Origin of the sequence: Solibaculum intestinale (assembly GCF_040096205.1) — a bacterium.
Taxonomy (GTDB): domain Bacteria; phylum Bacillota; class Clostridia; order Oscillospirales; family Acutalibacteraceae; genus Solibaculum_A; species Solibaculum_A intestinale.
This window is the reverse complement of sequence record NZ_JBBMFD010000020.1, coordinates 1-24,613: the sequence shown is the minus strand read 5'-3', so window position 1 is coordinate 24,613 and position 24,613 is coordinate 1. Positions and strand designations below refer to the sequence as shown.

Sequence of the window (24,613 nt, the reverse complement as noted above, 5' to 3'; positions counted from 1 at the left end):
CAAAAATCAAGGAATACGGAGGACACGGCCCATGAAAAGCGAAAAGGAAAAAATGCTTACCGGCGAGCTCTACCGCGCCAGCGACCCGGTTCTGGTACAGGAGCATCTGGCCGCCCAGGCGCTGACGGCGGAATATAACCGTACCCTTCCCCACGAGCGCGGCCGCCGGGAAGCGCTTTTGCGAAAGCTCTTCGGCGGGGCCGGCCTCGCCCCCTTCATAGAGCCGGACTTTCATTGCGACTACGGGTATAACATCCGGGTCGGCGACCGGTTTTACGCGAATTTCGGCTGTATCCTTTTGGACGTAGCCCCGGTCACCTTCGGGGACGACTGTATGCTAGGTCCCCGGGTTTCGGTTTTCACCGCCGGGCATCCCCTAGACCCCCACAAGCGCCGAAGCGGGCTCGAATACGGAAAACCCGTCACTGTGGGCAACAACGTCTGGATCGGAGGCGGCGCCATCTTAAATCCCGGCGTCACCATTGGGGACAATGCGGTGATCGCTTCGGGCGCGGTGGTGACCAAGGACGTGCCGCCGAACAGCCTGGCGGCGGGCGTCCCCGCCAAGGTAATCAAGACCATGGAATCCCGTTAAGGCAAGAACTGTTCGGGCTGGTCGCACAATTCCTGAAGCTTGCGAAAAAGCCGGCCGGTATGAAACCCATCCGCTGCGGCATGGTGAATCTGCACCGCCAGCGGCAGGCGGATTTCTGCGTTTTGCTCCTCGTAGCGGCCGATGGTGAAGATAGGAAAGAGATAGTCCTGGTTCTCAAACACGTGGATATGAAAGGCGGTAAAGCCGGTCCAGGGAGTACAGGAAATGGGAAACTGATTCTTGGGCCCATCCGGCTTTGCATAAAAGGCCTTGTTTTCCCCATATTCGGCAAGGTCCTCCTGCATTGCACGATAAAAAGTAGAAAACTGCGGCGAATAGGGCGTCCAAAGATTGGAAAAGGTCTCGCTGTCCTCATGAAAGACCGTGTAGGAAGGGACCATCTCGTCATAATAGCCCACCTGCCCCTCCCCGTCCAGCGCGAGGCGGAATTCCCGATGGGCGTTTACCTCTCTGGCCAACAGATAGACCAGGGTGGGAAAAAATTTATAGCCCCCTTCCCGGAGGAGGGGAAGCAGACGGGTAATGCGCAGGGAGACCGTCACGCTGTAAGCGCAGGGAACCGATCTGCGATAATGGGCAAAGTGCTCCGCCCGCTCCCAGGCGGACGAGTCAATCCGATGAAAACCCATGGTTTCCTCCTTTTTACAGCGCTTTCTCCCACTCGGCGGGCCGAAAGCCCACAAGCACCGCAGAATCGGTGACCAAAAGCGGGCGCTTGACGAGCATGCCGTCCGAGGCAAGCAGGGAAAGCTGTTCCTCCTCGCTCATGGAGGGGAGGGTTTCTTTGAGGCCCAAAGAGCGGTATTTGAGGCCGCTCGTGTTAAAGAATCGTTTGAGGGGCAGGCCGCTTTGGGCCGCCCACTTTTGAAGCTCCTCAACGGTAGGGGGATGCTCGACAATATGCCGATCTTCAAACGCCACATGATGCTCCAAAAGCCATTTCTTCGCCTTCTGGCAGGTGGAGCATTTGGGGTATTCCAAAAACAGTGTCATACCAGCCCTCCTCTTTTGACGGTTCTGCGCAGATGATGCCGCCGGTAAAACCGGACGATATCCTTCTCCGAATGCACCACCACCGCCTGCTGCAGGCGGCCGCTGTCCTTTTTACGAAACCCAATTAGGGTTTCCCCGGTACAAATGCTGGATTCTACCGCCACGTCCTTCTCGGTAAACTCCCCGTCCTGCGGCAACGGAGCACGGTGCCTATGAAACAGTCCCATTACGATTCCTCCAAAATCGATTGTACCCGGCCCACCTGTCCGTCCTCCAGCATCACCTTGATGCCATGGGGATGGGTGGGGCTTTTGGTTAAGATTCGCTTGACACGCCCGCGGGTCAGACGGCCCGTGGGCTGATCTTTTTTGAGCACCACATCCACCGTCGCCCCGATGGAAATGGCGCTGCGCGTTCTTGCGTCCATATTTCTCCTTACTCCTATCGCACGCTGGCCCCAAAGGGCATCAGCGCCAGCTTTGCCAGCTTAAAGCATTGCATTCCAAAGGGAATGCCGATGATGGTAATGCAGAAAAGGCAGCCGATGAGAGCCGCTTCGACAGCAAGCAAAATGCCGCTGAAAATCATCCACAGGATGTTGAGAAGCAGCGAGCCTACCCCGCCGCCGTATACCACTTCCTTGCCAAACGGAAAGAAGGCAAGGGACGCGAACTTAAAGCATTGCGTCCCGATGGGGATGCCCACGATGGTGATGCACCACAAAACCCCCGCCAGCACCCAGCTCAGGCCCATAATCAGGCCGCCGAACAAAAACCACAGCGCGTTGCCAACACATCCCATGTTTATCCTCCTTTTGCGGCGTCCCGATAGGCCTGCTCATAAGCGGCCTTGGTTTTTTCGTCAAAGCAGACCATGGTCACCCATTGGATGGTCTGGTCTTTCTCCAGGAAGGCCAGGATAGTATTCACCGCAAGGGACGCGGCCTTTTGCAGCGGGAACCGGTAAACCCCGGTGCTGATGGAAGGGAAGGCCACCGTTTTGCATCCCTGCTCCTTTGCGAGGGTAAGGCTGTTGCGGTAACAATTGCACAGAAGCTCCTCTTCCCCGTGTCCCCCGCCCTGCCAAATGGGGCCGGGAGTATGGATGATGTACTTTGCCGGCAGCCGGTAACCTCTGGTCAGTTTTGCCTGCCCGGTTTTACAGCCGTGCAGGGTGCGGCACTCCTCCAGAAGCTGCGGCCCCGCCGCCCGGTGAATGGCCCCATCCACCCCGCCGCCGCCCAGCAGCGACGTGTTGGCGGCGTTGACGATGGCGTCCACCGCCTGGGTGGTAATATCGCCTCGTATGATGGAAAATCGCTCCATCCGTTCTCATCTCCTTGCGCTAGCATATGGATTCTTTGGGTCGTTCATGCCCGCTTTTTTCGGCGAGTATCCATTGCCCGGCCGTCTGTCCTGGCATGCCCCATGCGTTTGGGTTTTCCCGTGTTCCGCCGGCCGGGCAGGACCGGGTACATTTTCTCAAAATCTTCCCGGGTGGAATGACCCGGGGTAAGCTCACATACGTATAGCCTGTACTCTTTAAAGGAAGGGGACCGATGGAGGATGCTGTTCATCCTCAGCACATTCTCCGCAGGTTTCCCTACTCCCAGGTTTTCCAAACCTCGGGGCAATATCCCACCGTGGCCTGCCTGCCGTTTCGCACAATGGGGGTCTTGAACGCGTTGGGGTTTTCCAAAAGCTTTTCCTCCCGGTCGCTTTCATAGGCCAGATACCGGATGAGGGGCGCCGCTTGCGCCTTCTCGTCGATGAGGGCGTTTAGAGATCCCACCGCCCGTTTGACACTTTGCAGCTCGCCTGCGCTCATACCGTATTTCGCCACATCGATGCGCTGAAACTTGACTCCCCGCTCCTTAAAATAGCGCTCCGCTTTCTTCGTGTCGAAGCACTTGTTCTTCCCGTAAATCTGTATATTCATAAGAGGCTCCTTTGCTTATCCGTTCTTGCTCTGGCTCCATTGTAGCATAGGCGGCAAATTTTGCAAGCAAACCGGGCTTTTTTGTATGCCTGCGCCGCGTCACCTCGCCTTGACAAGACGCGGGATCCGCGTGTACAATGAAATTAATATTTCTTCACAAATTCTTCACATTTTCTTCCAAGGAGGACCTGCCATGACCCTCGATCAGGTAAAGCCCGGCTACGGCGGGATCATCACAGCGGTTGGCGGGGAAGGCGCTTTGCGCCACCGGCTGCTGGATATGGGGCTGACCCCCAAAACCCAAGTCATGGTGCGCAAGGTGGCGCCCATGGGCGACCCCATCGAGCTGTACTTACGCAGCTATGTGCTCACCATTCGGCGGGAAGATGCGGCTAAGATCCAACTTAAGGAGGTCTCTCCCGTATGAGCGATTTACTGGCTCTCGCCGGCAACCAAAACTGCGGCAAAACCACCCTGTTCAACTGCCTGACCGGCAGCAATCAGCATGTGGGCAATTTCCCCGGCGTGACGGTGGAGAAAAAGGAAGGATCCATCAAGGGGCACAAGGACATGATTTTGGTGGACCTGCCCGGGATCTACTCCCTTTCTCCCTACACCTCGGAAGAGGTGGTCACCCGGGATTTCATTTTGAAAGAGCACCCCAAGGCCGTCATTAACATTGTGGACGCCACCAACATTGAGCGCAACCTCTATCTGTCCTTGCAGCTGATGGAACTGGGGATCCCCATGGTGATCGCTCTGAACATGATGGACGAGGTGCGCGCCAGCGGAAACTCCATCGATGTAAAGCTTTTGAGCGCCCATTTGGGGGTGCCGGTCATCCCCATTTCCGCGGGCAAAAACGAAGGGATTTCCGACCTGCTGGACGCGGTGACCGAAACCGTTCGCCATCCGAAGCCACCGGTACGCATGGACTTCTGCCGGGGTGAGGTACATAAAGCGATTCATTCTATCGCCCATATCATTGAAGATCAGGCAAAAGCGGCGGGCTATCCGCTGCGCTTTGCCGCCACCAAGCTCGTCGAAGGGGACGAGCTGATGATGAAGGCGTTGCATTTGACCTGCGACCAGAAGCATATTCTCGACCATGTGGTAGAGAATATGGAAAAGGCGCTGGATATGGACCGGGAAGCGGCCCTGGCAGATATGCGCTACACTTACATTGAAGAAATCTGCCGGGACTGCGTGGTCAAGCACCGGGAGACCAAGGAACAGGTCCGCTCGGAAAAGATCGATCGGCTTTTGACCCACAAGTACCTGGGCATTCCCATCTTTCTGGGGATCATGCTGCTCATCTTCTGGCTTACCTTCTCGGTACTGGGCGCGCCGCTGCAGGATCTGCTGGACAGCTGGATCGGCGTGGGCACCGACTGGCTGGAAGGAGTTCTTATCTCTGCTGGGACCAGCGAATGGGTTCGCTCCCTTCTCATCGACGGCGTCTGCGCGGGAGTGGGGAGCGTGCTGTCCTTCCTGCCCATCATCGTGCTGCTGTTTTTCTTCCTGTCCTTGCTGGAGGACAGCGGATATATGGCCCGGGTCGCCTTTGTGATGGACAAGATGCTGCGGAAAATCGGCCTGTCCGGTCGTTCCTTTGTCCCCATGCTCATCGGGTTTGGGTGCAGCGTGCCGGCCATCATGGCCACCCGCACCCTCTCAAGCGACCGAGACCGCAAAATGACCATTGTGCTCACGCCCTTTATGTCCTGCAGCGCGAAGCTGCCCATCTACGGCATGATCACCATGGCTTTTTTCCCCAAGCAGGGGGGAATCGTCATGTTTTCCCTGTACGTGCTGGGGATGGTGGTGGCGATTTTGTCGGGCCTTCTTCTCAAAAGCACCATTTTTAAGGGAAACCCCGTTCCCTTCGTTATGGAGCTGCCGTCTTACCGGATGCCGGCCCTGCGAGGGGTACTGATGCTCATGTGGGAAAAGGCGAAGGATTTCATCCGCAAGGCCTTTACTATCATTTTCGTAGCGGCCATCGTCATCTGGTTTTTGCAGAGCTTCGACTGGTCTCTCAACTGGGTGGAGGACTCCACCGACAGCATTCTCGCTTCCATCGGCTCGGTCATTGCCCCCCTGTTTATCCCGCTGGGCTTTGACGACTGGCGGGCTTCCACCGCACTGATCACCGGGCTTACCGCCAAGGAATCGGTGGTGAGTACATTAACCGTGCTTACGGGCGCCGCCAGCGACGCTCAGCTTTCCGCGGTGCTGCACACCATCTTCACCCCGGTCAGCTCCATCTCCTTTTTGGCGTTTACTGTGCTTTACATGCCCTGCGTGGCCGCTTTCGCCGCTACCAAGCGGGAACTCGGCTCCCTGCGGGCGGCCGTAGCCACCGCCGCGTATCAGACCGGGGTGGCTTATGCGGCGGCGTTTGTCATTTTTCAGTTCGGCCAATTGTTTTTCGGATAAGAAAGGAACGTTATGACTCCTGCGGATATCGTGGTATTGTCCATTCTAGCCGTTTTGGTGATCGCCGTGTTCGTCTTTTTCAGGCGGCGCAAAAAGCGGGGCGCCCATTGTGCGGGCTGCTCAGGCTGCACCAGGGCGGACGGCTGCTCCGGTTGCCAAGCAGAGAAAAAAACGAACACTCCGCCCGGCTCGTCTAAATAACGGGATCGGGCGGAGTTTTTTTGCAAAAAGGGCTTGACATTGCCCTTAGGGCAACCGGTATGCTAAGGATGCCGCCAGCGCGCGGGGCGGCGAAACGAAAGGAATGGTCTTACATGTACAGCATCGGGATGTTTTCAAAAATTCACCATGTCACCACCAAGACCCTGCGTCACTACGACGAAATCGGGCTTTTAAAGCCTGCCTTCACCGCCCCAGACACAGGGTACCGCTACTATTCCAGCGAGCAACTGATGCAGATGCACCAGATTCTCTCCTTAAAGCAGATGGGCTTTTCCCTGACGGAAATCGGGCTGCTGATGGAAAACCGCGGCGCGATGGAGGCCCTCCTTCTGGCCAAAAAGCGGGAGCTTGCGGGCGCGGCGGCGGACATCGGGGAAAAGCTTATGCTGATTGAAAACGTCCTGCAAAGCGCGAAAGGAGATTTTATGAAACAATATACCGCCACCATCAAGGAGCTCCCTCAGGTCATCGTCGCCAGCCTCAGGCGGGTGATGCCCGATTACAGCGCCCTGTTTACCCTCTTTCCCCAGGTGATGGGGCCGGAGCTGATGCGGCTGGGGTGCAAGTGCCGAGAGCCGGAATACTGCTTTAGCATCTACCACAGCGGGGAGTACAAGGAGCGGGACATCGATACGGAGGTGTGCCAGGCGGTTACGGAGAAGAAGGAGGACACCAAGCTGCTTTCCTTCAAGGTTTTGCCGGCGGTGCCCGCAGCGGTGTGCGTGCTCCACAAGGGCAGTTATTCCAATCTGCGGGAGGCCTATCTGTTCGCCACCAAATGGATTGAGGACAACGGCTATCAGATTCTCGACAATCCCCGGGAAAGCTACATCGACGGGATTTGGAACCAGGAAAAGGAAGAGGACTGGCTGACGGAAATCCAGTTCCCGGTGAAAAAGAAATAAAACCGCAAAGGGACCCGGAAGTGTATACTCCCGGGCCCTTCGTTTTACGGCCGCAACTCGCAGGCATTTGCACCCGGCCTGATGTTCTACCGCCGGGCGGTCACGGCCGTTCCCCATAAATCCGGCCCCGCCGCGTTTTGGAGCCAGCGCCCCGTACGGGCCGCTTCGTCGGCCTGTTTGTGCCGCGCTCTATTCCCCGTATTCGTAACGCACCAGGTCCTCCAGGGGTTTGCGCTGCTTCGGGCGCAGGGTATCGGCGGCGGCATAGCCCACCGCGATGACCAGCCGCACCCGTTTAGAAGCGGGGATGCCCAGCAGTTCCTTGAGCTTTGCTTCATTGAGCCAGCCCAGAATGCAGGTGGAAAGGCCCTGTTCGGTGGCGGCAAGGCAGAGGTGGGCGGTGGTGAGCCCTAAGTCGATGGCGGCAAAGTCCTGGCTTTTGAACTTCTGCAACACCCGTTCGGAGAGCTTGGCTTTTTCCTCCACGACCACCACGAAGGCCGGGCAGTTGGAGGCAAACTTGTTCATCCCCATCTCCTGCAGGCAGGCGGCCACCTTGGGAGACAGGTCGGGGGACTCGACCACCACAAAGCTCCAGGGCTGGCTGTTGCAGGCGGAGGGAGAAAGCCGGGCGGCTTTTACGCACATTTCCAATTTCTCTTTCTCCACCGGGGCGGAGGCAAAGTTGCGGCAGCTTTCCCTTTTTTCGATCAGGTCAAAAAACGATGTCATGGCGATTCCTCCTTTTTCTTTCAGTATAACACAAAGGGCAAGCAGAATTTGTGGCTGGAAAATGAATAACCTGACATAAGATGTCTTATTTCTATGGTATACTAAGAGCAAAGGAGGGGAGTGTCATGCAGATTGGCCGGTTGTTTGAAATCGTATATCTTCTTCTCGAGCGGGAAAACGTGACGGCAAAGGAGCTAGCCGAACGGTTCGAAGTGTCTGAACGGACCATTTACCGGGACGTGGACGCCCTCTCCGCCGCGGGCATCCCGGTTTACACCGCCAAGGGCAAGGGAGGCGGTATTCGCCTGCTGCCCGCCTTTGTGCTCAACAAGTCGGTGCTCTCCCAGAAAGAGCAGGAAAACATTCTGTTCGGCCTGCAGAGCCTGTCGGCCGCCCGGTACCCGGAAGCCGGGGCGGTACTTGAAAAACTGCGCACCTTCTTTCGCAAGGAGGACCCCGACTGGATCGACGTGGACTTTACCGGCTGGGGAAGCGGCAAAGAAGAAAAGGAATTGTTCGACCGGCTGCGCGGCGCCATTCTGTCAAGGCGGCGGGTGATTTTCGACTATGTCAGCGCCGCGGGGAAAGAAACCAGGCGGACGGTGGAACCGGTCAAGCTGCGCTTTAAGGGAAGCGCCTGGTACTTGCAGGGATACTGTCTGGCCCGGGAGGATTACCGCACCTTCAAGCTCATCCGGATGGGGAATTTGCAGGTGACGGAAGATACCTTCCCGGAAGAACGGAGGAAAGACATCCCCATCGAGCCGGACCTTTCGGCCGCCGCCAACCCTTTGCCCATGGTCCTGGGCTTTTCCGTCGCCATGCGGCACCGGGTTTACGACGAATTTCCCGCCGGCTGCCTGACGGAACATGAGGACGGGAGCCTGACGGCCCGGGTGGTCTTCTGGGAAAGCGAATGGGTGTGGGGGTACCTGCTGTCCTTCGGCGGTGCGCTGACGGTGTTGGAGCCCCCATGGGCGCGTAAACGAATCCGCGAGAGCCTGAAAGCGGCCCTCGAAAATTACCGGTGAAACTGGACACGCAGTTGTCACATTCCGCGTGGTACACTGGGGACACCTTAAGATAAAGGAGCTGACTGCAATGAATGTATCCTACGAACGGGTCGTACTCTCCCCGAAAACGGTGGCGGGCCTAGGGCTTCGCACCTCAAACCTGTCCGACAGCATGAACGAAGACATCGGCGGGCTGTGGAACCGGTTTTATTCGCAGGCTTTCGAGCGCATTCCGGACAAGGTGACCGGCCGGGGAATCGGGCTTTACCACCATTACGAAAGCGACCATCTGGGCGCTTACGACATGATGGCCTGCTGTGAGGTAACCGGCGTCGACCGGCTGCCGGAAGGCTTTACGACCGCGACGATTGCCGGCGGGCCTTACGCTCGTTTCGTCATCCACGGGGATGTGCAAAAGGCCGTGGCGGCTTTTTGGCAGGAACTGTGGACGCTTGGCCTGCCCAGGGCCTATACCACCGATTTTGAAGAATACATCTGCGGCTCGGGCGGCATGCAGGACATGGAAATCCACATCTATATCGCCCTCGACGAGGAAAAGCAGGAAACTCCCGTCTGCCAAAGCTGCGGCATGCCTATGAACGGCCAGGAATGGGGAACCGAAGTCGACGGATGCAAAAGCACCGAATACTGCAAGGATTGCTACGAGAACGGGGCCTTTACCACCGCTCCGACCCTGGAGGGCATGATCGAGCAATGCCTGCCCTTCCTGATGCAGAGCAGTTCCTTTGAAAATGAGGAAGCGGCCCGGCAGGCCATGCGCCGGTATCTGCCTACCCTGCGGCGATGGAAGAAAACCCAGTAACCGAAACGAGAAAGGGGTTTTTTCATGGAAATCATTAAGGTCACGGCAGAGAACCTGGAGCAGGAACACATCTGCTGCGCCATCAGCGACAAAAAGGGAGACTGCCGGGTTCCCTCCAAAAAGGCCTGGATGAGGGCCGCCTTCGGGGAAGGGCTGGTGTTTTTGAAATACGACGTGCGGGGCAAGGCGTTCCTCGAATACCTGCCCGCCGAACATGCCTGGTACCCGGTGGACGCGCCGGGGTACTTGTTCATCGACTGCTTCTGGGTATCGGGGCAATATAAGGGAAAGGGGCTGTCAAACGGGCTGTTGGAAGCCTGTTTGCAGGACGCCAAGGCCCAGGGAAAGCACGGCGTCGTGGCGCTGACCTCCAAGAAAAAGCTGCCCTTTCTCTGCGACCCCAAGCACCTGGCCTACAAAGGGTTCGAACCGGTGGACGAGGCGCGGTCCTCCTTTGTTCTTGCCTGCCTTTTTCTCGACCGCAAAGGCACGGTTCCCCGGTTTCTCCCCTGCGCCAAGGAGGGACGGCCCGAGGAGGACGGTTTTGTTCTCTATTATACGAACCAGTGCCCTCATACCGAGGCTTACGCGCCGCTGGCCGCAGCGCTGGCAAAGGAACGGGGAATCCCGTTCGTTCTTCGCAAGCTGGAAACGCAAGAGCAAGCCCGCCGGGCCCCCACTCCGGCCACGACGTATAGCCTATTTTATAACGGCGCTTTTGTCACCAACGAAATTTTGAGTGAAAAGAAGCTGCAGGCTATCTTTACCAAATACGGTTTTTAGGAGGCAAAACAAATGGCGACGGTATCCGCACCCACTACGGAAAAACTGGCCGCAATGCTGGGGCCGGAGGCGTTTTCCCGCTTTGAGGCGCTTTGCGCTTATCTACAGCAAACGTATAGCCCACAGCTTGCCTGGCACGACGGGGGCAAGGAATGGACATACGAATGCAAGTTCCGCCGGGGCGGCAAAACGATTGCGTCTTTGCTGGCGGATGAGGGAAAGGCGGGGCTTCTGCTGATCTTCGGGAAGGCCGAACGGGAAAAGGTGGAGGCGCTGCGTGCGTCCCTCTCTCCGGCCCTGCTCTCTTTCTACGACCAGGCCGCCACCTATCGCGACGGGAAATGGGCGCTGTTCCCCTTGGACGGGACAGCCATGCTGGAGGAGGTTCTCCCCTTTCTCACCGCCAAGCGAAAGCCGGGCGGAAAGAAGCCGGCCATAGCCGGAGAGAAGCTGGACTTTAAAAAGGCCTATCCCGACCTGTACCTTCCAAAGCAAACTCCTTCCCTGGTCACCGTGCCGCCTATGCCCTTTCTGATGGTGGACGGGACGGGAGACCCCGCGGGGGAATGCTACCAGGAGGCGGTGCAAACCCTGTACGCCCTGGCCTTCTCCATCAAAATGCGCAAGAGGACCGGCAACGTCCCGCAAGGATACGTGGACTATGTGGTACCGCCGCTGGAAGGGCTCTGGTGGAGCGAAGGGGGCCAGCTGGACCTGTCCGACCGGTCCTCCTGGCATTGGACCGCCATGATCCGCCAGCCGGACTTTGTGACCAAGGCCGTGTTCGAAGAAGCGGCGGCGCAGGTGCGGTGCAAAAAGCCGGAGGTCCCGGTGGAAAAGGCCCGCCTGGAAATGTTCGAAGAGGGGCTTTGCGTCCAGGCCATGCACCTGGGGCCCTATTCCACGGAAGCGGCGACCATGAACGCCCTTGTGCGTTTCGCAAGAGAGAACGGATACCAGGAGGACCTGGGCGAACGCAGGCACCACGAGCTCTACCTGTCCGATCCTCGCCGGGCCAATCCCGACCGGCTCAAGACCGTGCTGCGCGTCCCGATCAAAAGGGCGAACGGCTAAACCGCCGCTTATCCGTATAAGGCCTTTATTCAGAAAAGGGGTTCCTCCTCCTTTTTTCCACGGCGGTGCGGCATAAGCGTCCCATTTTCGTCAAAAACGCCCGGATGGTTTTCTCCATCCGGGCGTTTCCTATCTTAGACTTTTGACGTAGGCCACCAGCGGCGCAACCGAAGCGGGATCGGAAAAGTCCTCCGCCTTGCCGTAGGAATCAAGCAGGCCCTGGTCGTCCCGGGTCCGCTCGGAGGGGGCTTTTTTGCGGAGCATGTGCACGAGCATTTTCATCATCATCCGGTGCATCCATTTGAGCTTTTGGTAATCCATTCCGCCGCGCAGGTGGAACACCTTGGTGCTTGCAAGGATGTGCGGCGCAAAATTTTTCTCCATGAGAGGGGAAAACACCTCCTCCTTGTCGGTGGGCGAAAGGCCCACGGTGAACAGCGCCGCGAGCTTTCCTTTTAGGACGGCCTCATGCCGCTTGACAAAGGAAGCGCCCCCCACCTTCCCGGCATAGAGCCCGCCGCCAACCACCACCAGGTCCGCCTTCCGGACATCCTCCTCCCCTGCCTGGGACACCGGCAGCGCGCGGCCGCCCAGCTCCTTGGCAATCCACTGGGCGTACTTCTGCGAATAGCCGTACTGGGATTCGTAACAGACCAAAACCGATTTCATAACGTTTCCTCCATTCGCCCAATGTTTTGTTCGAGCTGCTTCATACTGTGATACAGCCCGTCAAGCTGCGCCTGGCTTATGCCGTCAAACACCTGGGAAAGCCATTGCTCTTCCCGGCCGGCCCGGGCGGCAAAATAGTCCTTGCACGCGCCGGTCACGCGCAGGCGGGTCTGCCGGCTGTCCTCCGGGTCCTTCTGAAGCTGCAAAAACCCTTTTTCCGAAAGCCGTCCCGCCAGCTTCTTGACGTTCTGCCGGGAGCACCCCATAAACGCCGCCAGCTCGCTTATAGTGGGCGCCTTTTCCCCGAACTGGGACAGCATCGCCACCAAAAACCACTGCTTCATGGTGATGTTCGGGTCCAGCCGGTCCCCGATTAACTGCAGCTTGTTGGCAAAGACGAAAAGCGCGCCGAAGACATACTGACGCTGGGTAAGCTTCTCCATAGAATGCGGCCTCCTCAATTAGGTAACTGGTTACTTATCAGGATACCAGACGGCCCTCCTTTTGTCAAGCCCCGCTTGACAGGAACAGGCAAAGGGATTAGCATAAAAGCGCAGAGATCAAAACACGGTCCGGTTGGTAGTCCGGGCACGGCCGATTGCCGTCAGTAACCTGCCTCCTATGGTTGTCCATTCTCTGCGGGGATTTCACAAAATAGGAGGAATGACGATGGACGTCACAGCAAGGTTAACCGTGTTCTTTGAAGACCCGTTCTGGGTGGGGGTGTACGAACGGCGCGCCGGGCCGCTTTTGGAGGCGGCGAAGGTCACCTTCGGCAAGGAACCCACCGACGGGCAGGTGTACGAGTTCTTTCTCTCGCACTTTTCCCGCCTGCGCTTCGGCGCGGTTTTGGCCCCGCAAAGCCAGCCCCAGCGGCGGCCAAACCCCAAGCGGGCGCAACGGGAAGCCGCCCGCGCCCTTCTTTCCCACGGGGTGGGCACCAAGGCCCAGCAGGCCGTCAGCGCCCAGCGGGAGGAAGCCGGCAAGATAAGGCAGGCTTTGCGGCGGGAACGTGCTTTGGAGGAAAAGGAACGCCGGTTTGCCCTGCGCACCCAGAAGCGCAAGGAAAAACACAGGGGCCGGTAGCACCCGGGTCCGCGTCGAAGGAAAGCCGTCTGCACGCGATTGCGTTCAGACGGCTTTCGTCTCTTTTTCGAACCGGGCGATGAGCCCAAGCTTTTCGGCCCGGGAAAGCTTTTTGACCGCCCATTCCCTGCGAAGGGCCGCGGCCTTGTCCGGGACCTGCTCCCAGTAAACCAGCGTCACCGGGCGGCGGGCCTTGGTGTACTTGGCTCCCTTGCCCTGGTTATGGGCCGCCACCCGCTCTGGGAGCCGGTTGGTCCAGCCGGTATAGAGCGTGCCGTCCCGGCAGCGCAGGATATAGACGTAACACGCCTGTTCCATCCGCTCCCCTCCTTTCCTCACCCCAACAAGACGGGGACTTCTTCGTGGATGTGCAGGGTGTCGGGAGTTACCAGGCAGTCCACCGCCACAAGGCGCACCCCTTCCTTTCGGGCTATGCGCAGCGCGTCCCCGAAGGCTTTGTGGGTGCGGTCGTTGGGCCGAAAGCAGGATACCCCTTTCATCTGGACGACAAAGACCAGGTACGCGTCGTACCCGTCTTTTCGGCAGGCGCACAGCTCCTGGATGTGCTTGACCCCGCGCTGGGTGGGCGCATCGGGGAAGAAGGCTTCGTTTCCTTCCTCCAGCGTGACCCCCTTGACCTCCAGGAAAGCCCTGCGCCCGTCTGCCTCCAGGTAAAAGTCAAACCGGGAATGGCGGTAGCGGCATTCGGGGCGAAGGGCGGTCAGGTTCGAAACCAGCCCGCCCCCTCGCAGCCATTCCTCCACCACCCGGTTGGGCGCCTGAGAATCCATGTTGATGAGCCGCGCGCCTTTTTTCACCGCCACCAGGTCGTATTTCGTTTTGCGGGCCGGGTTCGCGCTTTCCTCCAGGTAAACCTCCGCCCCCGGGAGCAACAGCTCCTTGCAGCGACCGGTATTCTTCACGTGGCAGGTTTCCGCCCGCCCGTCCAGCTCCACTTGCGCCACAAACCGGTTGGGGCGCTCCAAAAACGCGCCCTTTCGGACATTCGAATAGGTCATAGGCCCTCCTGACGGTTTTTTCTTAGGATACCGCGAAAGGGTTGTTCTGTCAAAGGCGGGTGGACGGGACCGGCCGCCGCAAAGGGGGAAGGCCCACCATCCTGTACGGCGGGCTGCCCTATGGCCGCAGCCTTATGGATTTTGATCCTCCCGTCCCGCCCCTTCCCCGGGCTGCCAGCCCCCAAGCCCGGGCAGAAAGAAGCAGTTAAGCCGGATGCCGAACTGATCGGACAGGCGCAGCAGAACCTTCACCCCCGTCCGGCGGGGCAGGGTCCCTTCTTCGATTTTCGTCAGGGTCGCCGTGGTGACTCCCATGATTTTGGCCATGCGGGTTTTGGACAGGCCCGTCCGCTCCCGCAGATACCGGAGGTTCGCACAAAGCTGCCTGATTGCCTCTTCTTTGGTCATGGTTTCCCGTCCTTTCTACATATAAAATATGTTGTTTTGATCATTATTACATATTTTATATGTGAAGTCAATGCCTGATTCTGATTGTGTGATAATTTAAAGAGGCGAGGTGATGTCGGTGACATTTGCACAGAAAGTAAGGCTGCTGAGAGAACAAATTGAGCCTCCAAAAACACAAACCGCCGCTGCCATGGAAATGGGGATATCGCAGCAAAAATTGTCGCAAATTGAGTTAGGTCGATTTGAGCCCTCTTTAGATGATATCGTCATCCTTTGTAAATACTATAACGTATCTGCGAATTATTTGTTGGGGCTTCCCCGTGAGATGCCCTATCCAGATAGATAAAAGGAACATCCGACTAGAGTGGGGAACGCATCCCTTTATTCTGAGTGGATGTTCCTTTCTTTATGGAATTTCGAAGATCTTCGTCCCTAGCATAACATATTCAATTTGTAGGATTTTTTTCGCGTCGCCTTTCCGCCGGCATCTGGGCATAGAAAAAGCCCGGAGCAGGGAGTTTCCCTCGCTCCGGGCGGGTGTTTTGCTTTTTCTATACGAGCTCGGGCTGCCAGTCCTCATCCGGGTGCAGCCGCCCGTCCGGCCCCCGCAGAAACGCGCTGCCCACCGACGCGTCCAGCAGCTCGATCACATCCGGGTCGTAGTTGCACAGGGTATTCAGCCCGTACACGTCGGCGTGGCCCGGATCGTCCAGATACTCCTGGGTTTCGTCCCCGGAGAGGAACCGCCAGCCGCTGTCCGGCTGGTCGGGCATGGGCTCCTCCCGGTAGCAAAACCCCACCTTGCATCCGTCCACCATGATCCGGTCGCTGACGATGCAGCCCTCCTGGGAGGAAATCAGGGGCTTGATCTTTTCCATGGGGATGGCGTAGGGCTTGGGCGGCGGCGCGCAGACGTTTTTGCGGTGAATGTCCACCAGGTCCGGCGCCTCTTTGCCGAACCGGTCGAGGAGCGCGTCCGCGCCGTGCTTCACCTTAAAGTCCATCTCCTCCTCGTAGAGGGGAAGCACCTGGTAAAACCGCACCGTTTCCCCGCCGGGCAGGCGGCAGGCCATGGCCTCCTCCCCGAACCGGTAGGGAAGCTCTAAAAGCACTCCTGAAAACTGGGTGTTCGGCGCGAGCGGCTCCCCGTTTGGCACCGTGTGCCCCCAGCCCAGCCACGTGTCCTCGCTGCCGGGCAGACGGGCGAGGATTTTGAGCCAGCGAAGGGGCCAGTAGTCCTCTTCCTCGCTGCTGTTTACGTCCCACTCGGGCGGCAGGCAGAGAACCATTTCCGCCCGCTCGAAGCCATGGCCTTCCAGGCCGTCGGGCAGGTGCATCTTGTGGGCGCCCATCCCCATGGTCACCAGGGTATAATAATCGCGGGCCGGGGTTGGGCTGATAATGCCGATGTCCACCTGGATGTCCGGTGAGGCGATTTCCTGGAACACGTTGGCGAACTGGCCGAAATGCTTTTGAATATGGGTTTCGAGGGCGTTTCGTTCTTCCTCGGTATAAAGTTCGGGCATGGGCGTTGGCTCCTTCCGTCCGCTTTTTTCGCGGCGTTATCCTGGTATCATATGTATGACGGGGAGGCGTTTCTCATTCGTGCAGCGTAAACTGCCACGAGCAGCAGCAGGACGGATCGGTGACCTCCGGATAACAGCTCAGCGCCTTGCAACCAATCCGGTCGTCAATCACCTTGGCAAACCCGGCGTATTCGATGACCCCCACCGGCTTGCAGGGGTGAAACTCCATCCCCTTTCGTTCCCTGGCCTGCTGCACCCGGCAGGTAAGCGTGCGGTAGGTCAGGGTGTTGCCCTCGACGCGGATTTCGTCGCGGTTGAGGTTCGCGTAAAAGCGAAGGGACAGGGCCTTCGCCAAACCCTCAAGCCCCGCCCGGTCCGGAAGGCCCAAAAATTCCTTGATGCGCTTGGCTTCCATGACGGTAAAGCGTTTCCACGCCTCCCCGTCGTGAAACATGGCTTCCTCCATGCCGTACTTGCGCTCGATGGACTGAAACCATACCCCGTCCATGGCGAGCCAGTTTTTCGAGTAGATTTCGATGAGCCCGATCAGTTCTTCCTTGGTAAGCGCGTGTAACCGTTCAAAATTCTGCATAACGCCACTCCATTTCATTGATAATCTGCTTTTGAGTATACCACAATCGCGCCTTTCTGCGGGCGCGAAAACTTTTTCTTGACTCTCACGTTACGTCATACGGTATCATCATGCTTGCAAAGGAGAGATGCCCCATGAAACGCACGGTCAGCCAAGTGGCGAAGCTTACCGGGATCAGCGTGCGCACGCTGCATTACTACGACGAAACAGGCCTGCTGCCTCCCAGCGAGGTCACCGAGGCGGGCTACCGCCTTTATGACGACGCGGCCATGGCGCGTTTGCAGCAGATTTTGTTCTTCCGGGAGCTGGGCTTTGCGCTCATGGACATCCGCGGGATTCTCGACGATCCCTCCTTTGACCAGACCCAGGCGCTCGTGCGCCACCGGGAGCTGCTCACCCTCAAGCGGCAGCGGCTCGACGGCATTCTGCGCCTGGTGGATTCGCTTTTGAAAGGAGAATGCAGTATGCGTTTTGACGCGTTTGACGCTTCCTCGCTGGAGGAGGCGCGGGACCGGTATGCAAAAGAGGCAAAAGAACGGTACGGCGGCACCGCCGCTTACCGGGAAAGTGAAAAAAAAGCCGCCGCCTATACAAAGGCGGACTGGGCCCGCATCCAAGGGGAGATGAACGAGATTTTCGACGCCTTGGCCGCACAAATGGCGGCGGGCGCGGCCCCGTCCGGCCCGGCGGTACAGGCCCTGGCGGCCCGCTGGCAGGAACACATTTCGAAAAACCATTACGCCTGCACCAAGGAAATCCTCGCGGGCCTCGGGCAGATGTACGTGGAGGACTCCCGCTTTGCCGAGACCTTTGAGGGGCTCGCTCCCGGCCTCGCTCGGTATTTTAGCGACGCCATCGCCGTTTATTGCCGGGAAGGGTAACCGGGCTTAAAACGCCGCCGCAGGGAAACAGCCCACCGGAAAGGGCCGCTGTTTTATAAAAAACAGCGGCTCTTTTTCATTGCCGTGGACGGCCCGGCGGGTGTATAATCAAAAAAACAAGAAAGGAGCACACCCTATGTACACCATTGCTTCCCGCGTAGGGGCCAGCCAGACGGGCGCGGACGGAAACATGAAGCTTATTTCCGCCGTGGACCTGATGCAGGACTGCTCCATGCTCTGGATGGAATCGGAGCCGTCCTTCACCACCTTCCTTTCGTCAAACAACCTGGGGATGTTTTTGCTGTTCCGCCAGGCTCAGGTCATCCGGCTGCCAAAGTACGGCGAACGGGTGCGCGCCGCCACCAGCATCTATCAGTGCAAGGGCTTCTACGGCTACCGCAACACCTTCCTTTACGGAGAGGACGGAGGGCCTTGCGTCAAATCCTGGGGAATCGGCGCGTTCGTCAGCTATGAAACCGGGCGGATGGTCCGGCTTCCCAAGGAGGAGATGGACAAGGTGGTCTTAGACCCGCAGCTTGATATGGACTATGGGGACAAGCGCATCCTCCTGCCGTCCGGCGAATCTAAGCCCCTGCCCGCGATGCCGGTCCGACGAAATGACATCGACTTAAATGGACATATGAACAACGCCCGGTATCTGGAAGCGGCAATGGAGCTGCTGCCGCAGGGGCGGACGGTTTTGGGGTTTCGCGTGGAATACAAAGCGCCCGCCAAGCTGGGGGACCTGCTTTACCCGGGCCTGGTGGAAGCCGGAAACCGGGTTTACATTACCTTGTCCGGCAACGATGGGCAGACGTATGCGGTGCTGGAGTTCTCCCTCGGCTCCTGATCCGTCGCCGCCCGAACCGGAGCGTCGGGAACCCGGCCGCTTGCTGCTTGCCAGCCGGGCCTTTGGTTTCATTCCCGAATATGAAAGAAACCGCAGCGGAACACAAATTGCATTTCGCTGCGGTTTCTTGTTTTTGTGACTATTTTATGGGCAACGAACCGTGAAAAAACCATGCAAAACAGAAAGAAAAATCTTTCTAAGATTCCATAGGCGGGGCCTGACCCCCTGTAATTCGCAAAAAGCTGGCAGCGACTGCGAGCCGCCGTGAAGCGCTTGCAACCAGGCAAGTAAACCAAACGTGACTTTGTAAAAAACCGGAGCAGGCGATAGATCACCTGCTCCGGTTTGGTGCGAGAGACGGGACTTGAAAGCGAAAAAGCACATTTTGCCAAGATGCAAAAAGCCAAAGAATCTAGTATTTAAGCGGGTTTCATCTAATTTGAGAGGATTTAAGGTTAGTTTAAAAATGGGTGTTTTTGAAACAATAACGACCAAATAACGACCAAGATCATCCTGGCCGCTTACGGATCAAAGTGTCCGCAAGTGCCTCGGATGCAGCTTTGTCGGCGCTCTGCAACTGGTGAGCATAGATATTTAGGGTGGTACTGGTCTGCGAATGCCCTAGTCGGGATGATACGGTTCGTACGTCCGCGCCCGACCCGATCAATAGAGTGGCATTAGTATGACGCAGACTATGGAGCGACACCCGACGTATCCCATGGCGGTCAAGAAATTTTTGCAGCATCTGGTATGGGGTATTTGGGTGCATAGGCTTGCCGTCCCATTGGCAAAAGAGACGGGGATGCTCCGCCCAGTCAGTGCACCACACATCTCCAAGACGCAACCGGCGCTCGCCCTGCCACGCCCGAAATTGCCGCAACAGCGCGGCGAGCTCGACAGGTATTGTGATCGTCCGCTTGGATTTCTCGGTTTTTGTCGTGTCCGTATAGATGCCTCGCCCGGTAGCGTATTGGGATGTGCGCCGGATCGTGATAGTGCAATTGTCAAAATCAATATCAGTCCACTCTAAGCCAAGGAGTTCCCCGCGCCGCATCCCTGTCAGGATGAGCAGCGAGAAAATAACCTGCGTCTCGACCGGCTCGTCCTGCAAACATCGCATAAATTGAGCAGCCTCCGTCTCGTCGAGGCAATCAATTTCATGCGCCTCGACTTTGGGAGCATCCACACGCTTGCACGGATTGTCTTGGATCAACTGCCACTTAACCGCCCGATCCATCACCGACGAGATAAACGTATGATAATGCTTAATCGTTTTAGGAGACAGTCCGCCGCCGGTGCGCATGTTAACGCCGGGCTCGGCCAATTGCCTATAAAATTCCAAAAGGTGGTGAGGCTGTAGCCGATCCAGCCGTATATGACCGATAGCGGTATAGGTTCGCTCCGCGAGCTCCTTATATCGGTAATAGGTACGTTCTCGCAGGTGCTCTTTTCCATAATCTTCAAACCATTTCTCCGCGAAGTCCTTAAACTTAATGTTGCCGTCCAGATGGTGACCAGATTTCGTCTTTTCATCAAAAAGGACTTTCTGCCTTTCCAGCTCCTTTGTAATTTGCTTTGCGGACATGCCAGGCGCTGGGCGCCAGGTCATAGACCGCATGATTTGCTTCCCGGTCGCGTCGTAGCCTGCGGATGCACGGATGCGGTACGCATCTCCCCTCTTTTGTACGGTTGCCATATTATCTCCGTCCTTTCACGGTTGTAAAAACGGACGGCTTATGATACAATCTAAATGCGAGTAATTGCATCACCGACCGTCCGGCCGGTGGCCGCTCTCTGGTGCGCCAACACCAGGGGGCGGTTTTTGTTTACGATTATTTGAGCAACATGCTTTTGAGGACAGATTGCAGTGCTTGAGAAAAATTAATGCCCTCTTTTTCCGCCATGTCGTTTAGCCAAGTGGGGACGGTAAGGGTTTTTTTGACGCTGGCAGTTTGCGCTTTGTCTCGGATAGCCGGCATATATACGGATACGAGTACCGCGACCTCGTTTTCGGCGGTGTGGATTTTGTTGATTGGGGTAGGATTGGGAATCACATCTCCATCTTGCTCCATGCCGTATAAATGCAAGCCTAGAGCTTTTTTTGCGTTACGCATCGCCTCATCGCCGGTTTGTGCGCACGGCAGGCATCCGGGGAGGTCGGGAAACTCAATTGAGATGCCATCATCCGCAAACGTAAAAACAGCAATGTACGAGTACATGTCTTTCACAACTATCTCTCCTTTCGGCTATGAGGGAGGGAGCGGGAATCATTTTATTTTGATTCCCGCCTGAGTGAATATACTTATTTGGGTCTTGATAGGGATGTCCTTTTTAGGGTGCGTCAGAGTAATCCTACCTTTTTTAGTTGGGTGCTTAAATTGGTGATGATCGCCCTTGCAGTTAACCTCGTACCATCCATCGTCCATCAAGATTTTAAGTATTTCCCGTGAAGTATATCGCTTCATCCTACCCCCTCCCTCTGATGTTATTATAACACGTATTATAGATACGTGTCAATAGAAAATCAGAAAAAAGTTATTTGTTTTTGTTATTTCTCCGGGCGCAATCTGCGCACAATCCATCCTTTCGCGCTGCTTGGGCGTCCGACAGCAAGCCGCTCTCCAATTGATAAAGCGAGTCTCTGATATGGTAGCAATCCTCAAACAAGTGGTACTTGGTCCCGCCGCCCGTCCAATAATACCGTGTATATGGCGTGATATTGATGTACGGCTCTTTTGGCTTTGTTGGTATGACAATTTCGGTGGCCGATGACGATACAGGCGGAGCGATGGACGACGCAGGCGGCGTATATGTAGGCGCGCTGCTTGATGGCGCGGCGGGCTGCTGCGGTTGCGTGTAATGCGTTTGTGGCTGATGCGTCGTAGATGGAACACGCTCCACCGCAGACGCTTGAGCTTGGGAGCTTGCTGCAGGGGAGTCATTATTTACGGTTGGGGGCTGATCCTGCGGTTGCTCGCTTACTGGATTGCTCCCAGGGGCGGGATCATCTGACGTAGAGCTTTCCGGGGCCGAGTCTGCAACAGATTCTACAGCCGAGCTCGTCTGGCCGAAATCATCCAGCAGCAATTCGGGCGCTCTCTGCCCGGCCACTACGGACGCAATCAGGCAGGCAAGCCCAAGGCATACCGTAATCGTTACCACGGCAACGCCCATAATCTTTGATGCCATTTTCGCGCCCTCACGCCGCAAATGTGCGCGGCGCTGTTGTCGGTATTCCCCGAGCTGCCGCGATGCCGATTTAAGGGCAGCCCGATAGGATACAAGGGATTGCGATAAAATAATCGCGTCTTTGCGCTCAACATCGGCCGCCTCTGCAATATCGGAGATGGTCGATACACCCATGACGTAGAGCAACGCCAGAGGGGCACGGATTAAGGCGCCGAATTCGTCCGCCTCTCTTTCCAGCCGCCACATGGCTTCCTCGTCGTCGTCATAACCAATGAGCACGCGGCCGGGGTCCTCCGACATATGCATTTCCAAATGCCCCAGTTCGTGGCCAATAAGCCTTTGTTCGGACTGCCCGTCAATATCGTCGGCCAAAAAGATATAGCATTTGCCCTCATATCGGCATGAAAAGCTGTCAAAACAGCTGGCGTGGGCAGTAAGGCCAAGAGTTTGGATCAGTGCCGCGCCTTTGCTGTACGACTTGATTATGTATCCTTTTGATTTTGCGATCTTTTTGACGTTTACCGGCATCTCATGGATGCCCTCGCGGTTGATAAATAGGTCTGCATACTCCCGTACACTATACATGTTGTTAGTCACCTGCCAAGGTATTATTTGATAAAATAATACCATAACACGACAAAAACAACCGTGTAAAACTATCACAAATGCACAGGTAAATGCTGTAAGTTAAAACTCTTCATCCTCGTCGAAGGATTCGTCGAGCGCCTCTTTTGTCAGGCGCTCGATTTTTTGTTTTTTGCTGGGATCGGGAGCATCAACGAGCGTGACGCCGCCCCCATGCGCCGCAAGCGGCATTTTATTAACATATCTGCCGCCGGACACCAAGTCGTCGGAAATCCCGAGAAGCTTATCGACCGGCGCCTGCATGTCGGGTTGGGCGCGATAGGCCGTTATTACTTTTTGCTCGTGGGGCGTTGGATAGCTTTCTATCAATCTATCGGTTCTTTCTTTAATATCTGTGACTCCTAGAAGATAATCCACCGAAACATTAAAATATTCAGACAAAAGGACCAAAATATCTGAGTTCACTTCCCTGCTCCCTGTCTCGTAATTGTAATAAGTTGTGTATGGTATCCCTAGTTCGAAAGCGAATTGCTTCATGTTTAGCCCTTTTGATTCGCGCAGAGAACGAAGTCGTTTGCAAAACAATTGTTCTCACCTCCTGAACTTAATCTATCATAGTAAAATACCCATGTCAAGTATTTGATTTCGTAAATTAAAAAAAATATTCCCGAATCGAAAATTTATTTATAAAAATATCTTGACAAATACTCAAATCGAAAATATAATTAAAACAGAAATTTTCAAAACGAGAATCGAGGTGATTGTATGTTGTACAAAAATAATTTAGAGGTAGAACGAGTGCGACACCGAATGTCGAAACAAGCTGTAGCGAAAGAATTGGATGTCACTACAAAAACGTATAGCAATTACGTTAACGGGTGCCCCATCCCGTCTACTAAGCTGCTTCGCTTGGCAAGATTGTTTGAGTGTTCTACCGATTATCTATTAGGACTAAAAGAAGATAGATCGGTATCAGATGGGAGTTATAGAGCCAGTTAAAAAGAAAACCCGCCCAATCGGGCGGGTTAAGGAAATCGTAATCAGGAAAGGTTTATGGTTTCTTCCAGAAACACATCGTTGCCGAAATACTGCTTGATTTCGATTTCGACCGGAGTGGTGGTGTCTTGCAGCTTATACGCGGATTTAAGCGTCATTGTAGCACCAGGTTTAAGGTCATTCATCTCCGCCTGGGCGTCAACGCCGCTAACCACATAAGCGCTACCGCACTCTACCCCGTTTTGATAAGCCTTGTCGTCGCAAGTGGTCATAAAGTTTCTTTCTCGGTCGGAATTGTTTGTAAACTCGTACTCAACGATTAGGATGTTGTCGCCGGAGTAATCCGTGCTCACGGAAGAGCCCAGAATTTTCACAGAAACATCCTGGTCGGACTTCGAGGCGACGTTTGCCGAACTGGCGGGCGCAGATGAGGACGAATCGGACGGCGCGCTGCTTTTCTGTCCTCCGCCAGATGTTGCGCAAGCGGCAAGAGATAGGGAGAGCATAGCGCAAAGTAACACAAGAGACGCTTTCTTTTTCATTTTCAAAACTCCTTTTGGCTTTAGATTTGCAAAATGCAAACCAATTCATCCACATTATACCTTTTGACCCGCGAAAAATCAACATATTAAGACAAAAAACGCTCACCGGGAGCGGGAAAGGAGAAAACCATGAGACTTAGGAGACTGCCACAGGCAATTGAGGCGCTAAAGGAGGTTGATCCAGGGTCGCCAATCACGCTTTACCAGCTGCAAAGGCTGGTTAAACAAGGCCTGGTCCCATCGCTGCGAGACGGGAGGAGACTTTTTGTCGACATCGACAGCCTGGCCGATGATATATGCGCCGCCCTCAAAGCAACGCAGAGGATTGAGCAAACGGGCGTTCGACCGATCAAAGAATGAAAGGAGGAATCCTCATGCAAACGGTAATCGCAATCCTGGGTGTGGCGTTTTTGACGGCGCTGGCCCTGCGCGGGTGCTGTATACCCGAGCCCGATCAGCGGGAGCGGCGTGTCAGGCGGTATGTCAGGCAAATGGACGAAATGGACAAGGAGTGAAATGGTATGAAAAAGAAAGAGATCCAGGAATTGTTAAAAAATCACAAGCTATGGTTATCAGGCGATGGGGATGGTAGGCGTGCCGACCTCACGTGTGCCGACCTCACGTGTGCCGACCTCACGGGTGCCAACCTCACGGGTGCCAACCTCACGTATGCCAACCTCACGGGTGCCAACCTCACGGATGCCGACCTCACGTATGCCAACCTCACGGGTG

The 24,613-nt window shown here is 56.1% G+C and carries 36 protein-coding genes; 15 read left to right on the top strand and 21 right to left on the bottom strand.

Annotated elements, in window-relative coordinates; all coding sequences use genetic code 11:
- Positions 1–31: 31 nt before the first annotated feature.
- Positions 32–595 carry a sugar O-acetyltransferase gene (locus WMO26_RS10530; protein WP_349220244.1) on the top strand — a complete coding sequence of 188 codons (564 nt, stop codon included), beginning with the start codon at positions 32–34 and terminating at the stop codon, positions 593–595.
- Here the strand turns inward: WMO26_RS10530 and WMO26_RS10525 are convergent.
- From WMO26_RS10525 to WMO26_RS10495, 7 genes are all read right to left on the bottom strand, one after another.
- A complete protein-coding gene (locus tag WMO26_RS10525) occupies positions 592–1,245 on the bottom strand; it encodes a CatA-like O-acetyltransferase (RefSeq protein ID WP_349220242.1) in 654 nt (217 codons plus the stop codon). The genes WMO26_RS10530 and WMO26_RS10525 overlap by 4 nt on opposite strands.
- 13 nt (positions 1,246–1,258) lie before the next feature.
- Entirely contained in the window at positions 1,259–1,609 is a 351-nt protein-coding gene (locus WMO26_RS10520) for an arsenate reductase family protein (protein WP_349220240.1), read from the bottom strand.
- The gene (locus WMO26_RS10515; RefSeq protein ID WP_349220238.1) at positions 1,606–1,836 is read right to left on the bottom strand and encodes a hypothetical protein; all 231 of its coding nucleotides are present in this window, start codon (positions 1,834–1,836) and stop codon (positions 1,606–1,608) included. Before WMO26_RS10515 ends, WMO26_RS10520 begins: the two co-directional genes overlap by 4 nt.
- A complete protein-coding gene (locus WMO26_RS10510) occupies positions 1,836–2,036 on the bottom strand; it encodes a YwbE family protein (protein WP_349220236.1) in 201 nt (66 codons plus the stop codon). Before WMO26_RS10510 ends, WMO26_RS10515 begins: the two co-directional genes overlap by 1 nt.
- Before the next feature lie 14 nt (positions 2,037–2,050).
- Entirely contained in the window at positions 2,051–2,410 is a 360-nt protein-coding gene (locus tag WMO26_RS10505) for a YccF domain-containing protein (RefSeq protein WP_349220234.1), read from the bottom strand.
- A gap of 2 nt (positions 2,411–2,412) precedes the next feature.
- Positions 2,413–2,934 carry an O-acetyl-ADP-ribose deacetylase gene (locus tag WMO26_RS10500; RefSeq protein ID WP_349220232.1) on the bottom strand — a complete coding sequence of 174 codons (522 nt, stop codon included), beginning with the start codon at positions 2,932–2,934 and terminating at the stop codon, positions 2,413–2,415.
- 277 nt (positions 2,935–3,211) lie between these two features.
- Positions 3,212–3,547, bottom strand: coding sequence for an arsenate reductase family protein (locus WMO26_RS10495; protein ID WP_349220230.1), 336 nt, complete (start codon positions 3,545–3,547; stop codon positions 3,212–3,214).
- A 193-nt stretch (positions 3,548–3,740) separates the two neighbouring features.
- Between WMO26_RS10495 and WMO26_RS10490 the strand changes: the two genes are divergently transcribed.
- The 3 genes from WMO26_RS10490 (at position 3,741) to WMO26_RS10480 (ending at position 7,113) form a co-directional block, all read left to right on the top strand.
- Complete coding sequence (locus WMO26_RS10490; RefSeq protein WP_349220229.1) at positions 3,741–3,974, top strand: FeoA family protein; 234 nt, start codon at positions 3,741–3,743, stop codon at positions 3,972–3,974.
- On the top strand, positions 3,971–5,986 hold the full coding sequence (feoB, locus tag WMO26_RS10485; protein WP_349220228.1) for a ferrous iron transport protein B: 2,016 nt from the start codon (positions 3,971–3,973) through the stop codon (positions 5,984–5,986). Before WMO26_RS10490 ends, feoB begins: the two co-directional genes overlap by 4 nt.
- Before the next feature lie 314 nt (positions 5,987–6,300).
- Complete coding sequence (locus WMO26_RS10480; RefSeq protein WP_349220226.1) at positions 6,301–7,113, top strand: MerR family transcriptional regulator; 813 nt, start codon at positions 6,301–6,303, stop codon at positions 7,111–7,113.
- A gap of 189 nt (positions 7,114–7,302) precedes the next feature.
- Here the strand turns inward: WMO26_RS10480 and WMO26_RS10475 are convergent, their stop codons facing one another.
- Positions 7,303–7,845 carry a nitroreductase family protein gene (locus tag WMO26_RS10475; RefSeq protein WP_349220224.1) on the bottom strand — a complete coding sequence of 181 codons (543 nt, stop codon included), beginning with the start codon at positions 7,843–7,845 and terminating at the stop codon, positions 7,303–7,305.
- Positions 7,846–7,970: 125 nt separating this feature from the next.
- Between WMO26_RS10475 and WMO26_RS10470 the strand changes: the two genes are divergently transcribed.
- The 4 genes from WMO26_RS10470 (at position 7,971) to WMO26_RS10455 (ending at position 11,538) form a co-directional block, all read left to right on the top strand.
- The gene (locus WMO26_RS10470; protein ID WP_349220222.1) at positions 7,971–8,876 is read left to right on the top strand and encodes a helix-turn-helix transcriptional regulator; all 906 of its coding nucleotides are present in this window, start codon (positions 7,971–7,973) and stop codon (positions 8,874–8,876) included.
- Positions 8,877–8,946: 70 nt separating this feature from the next.
- Positions 8,947–9,681 carry a zinc ribbon domain-containing protein gene (locus tag WMO26_RS10465; protein ID WP_349220220.1) on the top strand — a complete coding sequence of 245 codons (735 nt, stop codon included), beginning with the start codon at positions 8,947–8,949 and terminating at the stop codon, positions 9,679–9,681.
- A 24-nt stretch (positions 9,682–9,705) separates the two neighbouring features.
- The gene (locus WMO26_RS10460) at positions 9,706–10,464 is read left to right on the top strand and encodes an N-acetyltransferase (RefSeq protein WP_349220219.1); all 759 of its coding nucleotides are present in this window, start codon (positions 9,706–9,708) and stop codon (positions 10,462–10,464) included.
- A gap of 12 nt (positions 10,465–10,476) precedes the next feature.
- Complete coding sequence (locus WMO26_RS10455) at positions 10,477–11,538, top strand: DUF3788 family protein (protein WP_349220217.1); 1,062 nt, start codon at positions 10,477–10,479, stop codon at positions 11,536–11,538.
- A gap of 129 nt (positions 11,539–11,667) precedes the next feature.
- Here the strand turns inward: WMO26_RS10455 and WMO26_RS10450 are convergent, their stop codons facing one another.
- On the bottom strand, positions 11,668–12,207 hold the full coding sequence (locus WMO26_RS10450) for a flavodoxin domain-containing protein (RefSeq protein WP_349220215.1): 540 nt from the start codon (positions 12,205–12,207) through the stop codon (positions 11,668–11,670).
- A complete protein-coding gene (locus tag WMO26_RS10445) occupies positions 12,204–12,650 on the bottom strand; it encodes a MarR family winged helix-turn-helix transcriptional regulator (protein ID WP_349220213.1) in 447 nt (148 codons plus the stop codon). Before WMO26_RS10445 ends, WMO26_RS10450 begins: the two co-directional genes overlap by 4 nt.
- Positions 12,651–12,876: 226 nt before the next feature.
- Between WMO26_RS10445 and WMO26_RS10440 the strand changes: the two genes are divergently transcribed.
- Entirely contained in the window at positions 12,877–13,293 is a 417-nt protein-coding gene (locus tag WMO26_RS10440) for a YjdF family protein (protein ID WP_349220212.1), read from the top strand.
- A 45-nt stretch (positions 13,294–13,338) separates the two neighbouring features.
- On the opposite strand, the gene WMO26_RS10435 is transcribed toward WMO26_RS10440, so the two are convergent.
- The 3 genes from WMO26_RS10435 to WMO26_RS10425 all read right to left on the bottom strand — a co-directional run bounded on the left by WMO26_RS10435 (position 13,339) and on the right by WMO26_RS10425 (position 14,720).
- Positions 13,339–13,611 carry a GIY-YIG nuclease family protein gene (locus WMO26_RS10435; RefSeq protein ID WP_349220211.1) on the bottom strand — a complete coding sequence of 91 codons (273 nt, stop codon included), beginning with the start codon at positions 13,609–13,611 and terminating at the stop codon, positions 13,339–13,341.
- A 17-nt stretch (positions 13,612–13,628) separates the two neighbouring features.
- Positions 13,629–14,312 carry a DNA/RNA nuclease SfsA gene (sfsA, locus tag WMO26_RS10430; RefSeq protein ID WP_349220209.1) on the bottom strand — a complete coding sequence of 228 codons (684 nt, stop codon included), beginning with the start codon at positions 14,310–14,312 and terminating at the stop codon, positions 13,629–13,631.
- Between the two features lie 132 nt (positions 14,313–14,444).
- Complete coding sequence (locus tag WMO26_RS10425; RefSeq protein ID WP_349220208.1) at positions 14,445–14,720, bottom strand: helix-turn-helix domain-containing protein; 276 nt, start codon at positions 14,718–14,720, stop codon at positions 14,445–14,447.
- Between the two features lie 112 nt (positions 14,721–14,832).
- Between WMO26_RS10425 and WMO26_RS10420 the strand changes: the two genes are divergently transcribed.
- Entirely contained in the window at positions 14,833–15,066 is a 234-nt protein-coding gene (locus tag WMO26_RS10420) for a helix-turn-helix transcriptional regulator (protein WP_349220207.1), read from the top strand.
- Between the two features lie 205 nt (positions 15,067–15,271).
- Here the strand turns inward: WMO26_RS10420 and WMO26_RS13670 are convergent, their stop codons facing one another.
- Positions 15,272–16,246 (bottom strand): immunity protein Imm33 domain-containing protein, encoded by a 975-nt coding sequence (locus WMO26_RS13670; RefSeq protein WP_349220206.1) that lies wholly within the window; start codon positions 16,244–16,246, stop codon positions 15,272–15,274.
- Positions 16,247–16,319: 73 nt separating this feature from the next.
- Complete coding sequence (locus WMO26_RS10410) at positions 16,320–16,838, bottom strand: DUF6125 family protein (RefSeq protein WP_349220205.1); 519 nt, start codon at positions 16,836–16,838, stop codon at positions 16,320–16,322.
- 134 nt (positions 16,839–16,972) lie between these two features.
- Here WMO26_RS10410 and WMO26_RS10405 point away from each other — a divergent pair, with 134 nt between their 5' ends.
- The gene (locus WMO26_RS10405; protein WP_349220204.1) at positions 16,973–17,719 is read left to right on the top strand and encodes a MerR family transcriptional regulator; all 747 of its coding nucleotides are present in this window, start codon (positions 16,973–16,975) and stop codon (positions 17,717–17,719) included.
- A gap of 136 nt (positions 17,720–17,855) precedes the next feature.
- Positions 17,856–18,569, top strand: coding sequence for an acyl-[acyl-carrier-protein] thioesterase (locus WMO26_RS10400; RefSeq protein WP_349220203.1), 714 nt, complete (start codon positions 17,856–17,858; stop codon positions 18,567–18,569).
- A gap of 508 nt (positions 18,570–19,077) precedes the next feature.
- Here the strand turns inward: WMO26_RS10400 and WMO26_RS10395 are convergent.
- From WMO26_RS10395 to WMO26_RS10375, 5 genes are all read right to left on the bottom strand, one after another.
- Positions 19,078–20,265 carry a tyrosine-type recombinase/integrase gene (locus tag WMO26_RS10395; RefSeq protein ID WP_349220202.1) on the bottom strand — a complete coding sequence of 396 codons (1,188 nt, stop codon included), beginning with the start codon at positions 20,263–20,265 and terminating at the stop codon, positions 19,078–19,080.
- A gap of 136 nt (positions 20,266–20,401) precedes the next feature.
- The gene (locus WMO26_RS10390; protein ID WP_349220280.1) at positions 20,402–20,788 is read right to left on the bottom strand and encodes a type II toxin-antitoxin system HicB family antitoxin; all 387 of its coding nucleotides are present in this window, start codon (positions 20,786–20,788) and stop codon (positions 20,402–20,404) included.
- A gap of 48 nt (positions 20,789–20,836) precedes the next feature.
- Complete coding sequence (locus WMO26_RS10385) at positions 20,837–21,034, bottom strand: type II toxin-antitoxin system HicA family toxin (RefSeq protein WP_349220201.1); 198 nt, start codon at positions 21,032–21,034, stop codon at positions 20,837–20,839.
- A 70-nt stretch (positions 21,035–21,104) separates the two neighbouring features.
- Positions 21,105–22,343, bottom strand: coding sequence for a hypothetical protein (locus WMO26_RS10380; protein ID WP_349220200.1), 1,239 nt, complete (start codon positions 22,341–22,343; stop codon positions 21,105–21,107).
- Between the two features lie 102 nt (positions 22,344–22,445).
- Positions 22,446–22,928: a helix-turn-helix domain-containing protein gene (locus WMO26_RS10375; protein ID WP_349220198.1), complete on the bottom strand. Its 483-nt coding sequence runs from the start codon at positions 22,926–22,928 to the stop codon at positions 22,446–22,448.
- 180 nt (positions 22,929–23,108) lie between these two features.
- On the opposite strand from WMO26_RS10375, the gene WMO26_RS13610 reads away from it, so the two are divergent.
- The gene (locus tag WMO26_RS13610) at positions 23,109–23,342 is read left to right on the top strand and encodes a helix-turn-helix transcriptional regulator (protein WP_353963369.1); all 234 of its coding nucleotides are present in this window, start codon (positions 23,109–23,111) and stop codon (positions 23,340–23,342) included.
- 41 nt (positions 23,343–23,383) lie between these two features.
- On the opposite strand, the gene WMO26_RS10370 is transcribed toward WMO26_RS13610, so the two are convergent.
- The gene (locus WMO26_RS10370) at positions 23,384–23,845 is read right to left on the bottom strand and encodes a DUF5067 domain-containing protein (protein WP_349220278.1); all 462 of its coding nucleotides are present in this window, start codon (positions 23,843–23,845) and stop codon (positions 23,384–23,386) included.
- Between the two features lie 410 nt (positions 23,846–24,255).
- Between WMO26_RS10370 and WMO26_RS10365 the strand changes: the two genes are divergently transcribed.
- On the top strand, positions 24,256–24,396 hold the full coding sequence (locus tag WMO26_RS10365; protein WP_349220196.1) for a hypothetical protein: 141 nt from the start codon (positions 24,256–24,258) through the stop codon (positions 24,394–24,396).
- 6 nt (positions 24,397–24,402) lie between these two features.
- The coding region (locus WMO26_RS10360; protein ID WP_349220194.1) for a pentapeptide repeat-containing protein at positions 24,403–24,613 on the top strand (211 nt) is incomplete at its 3' end.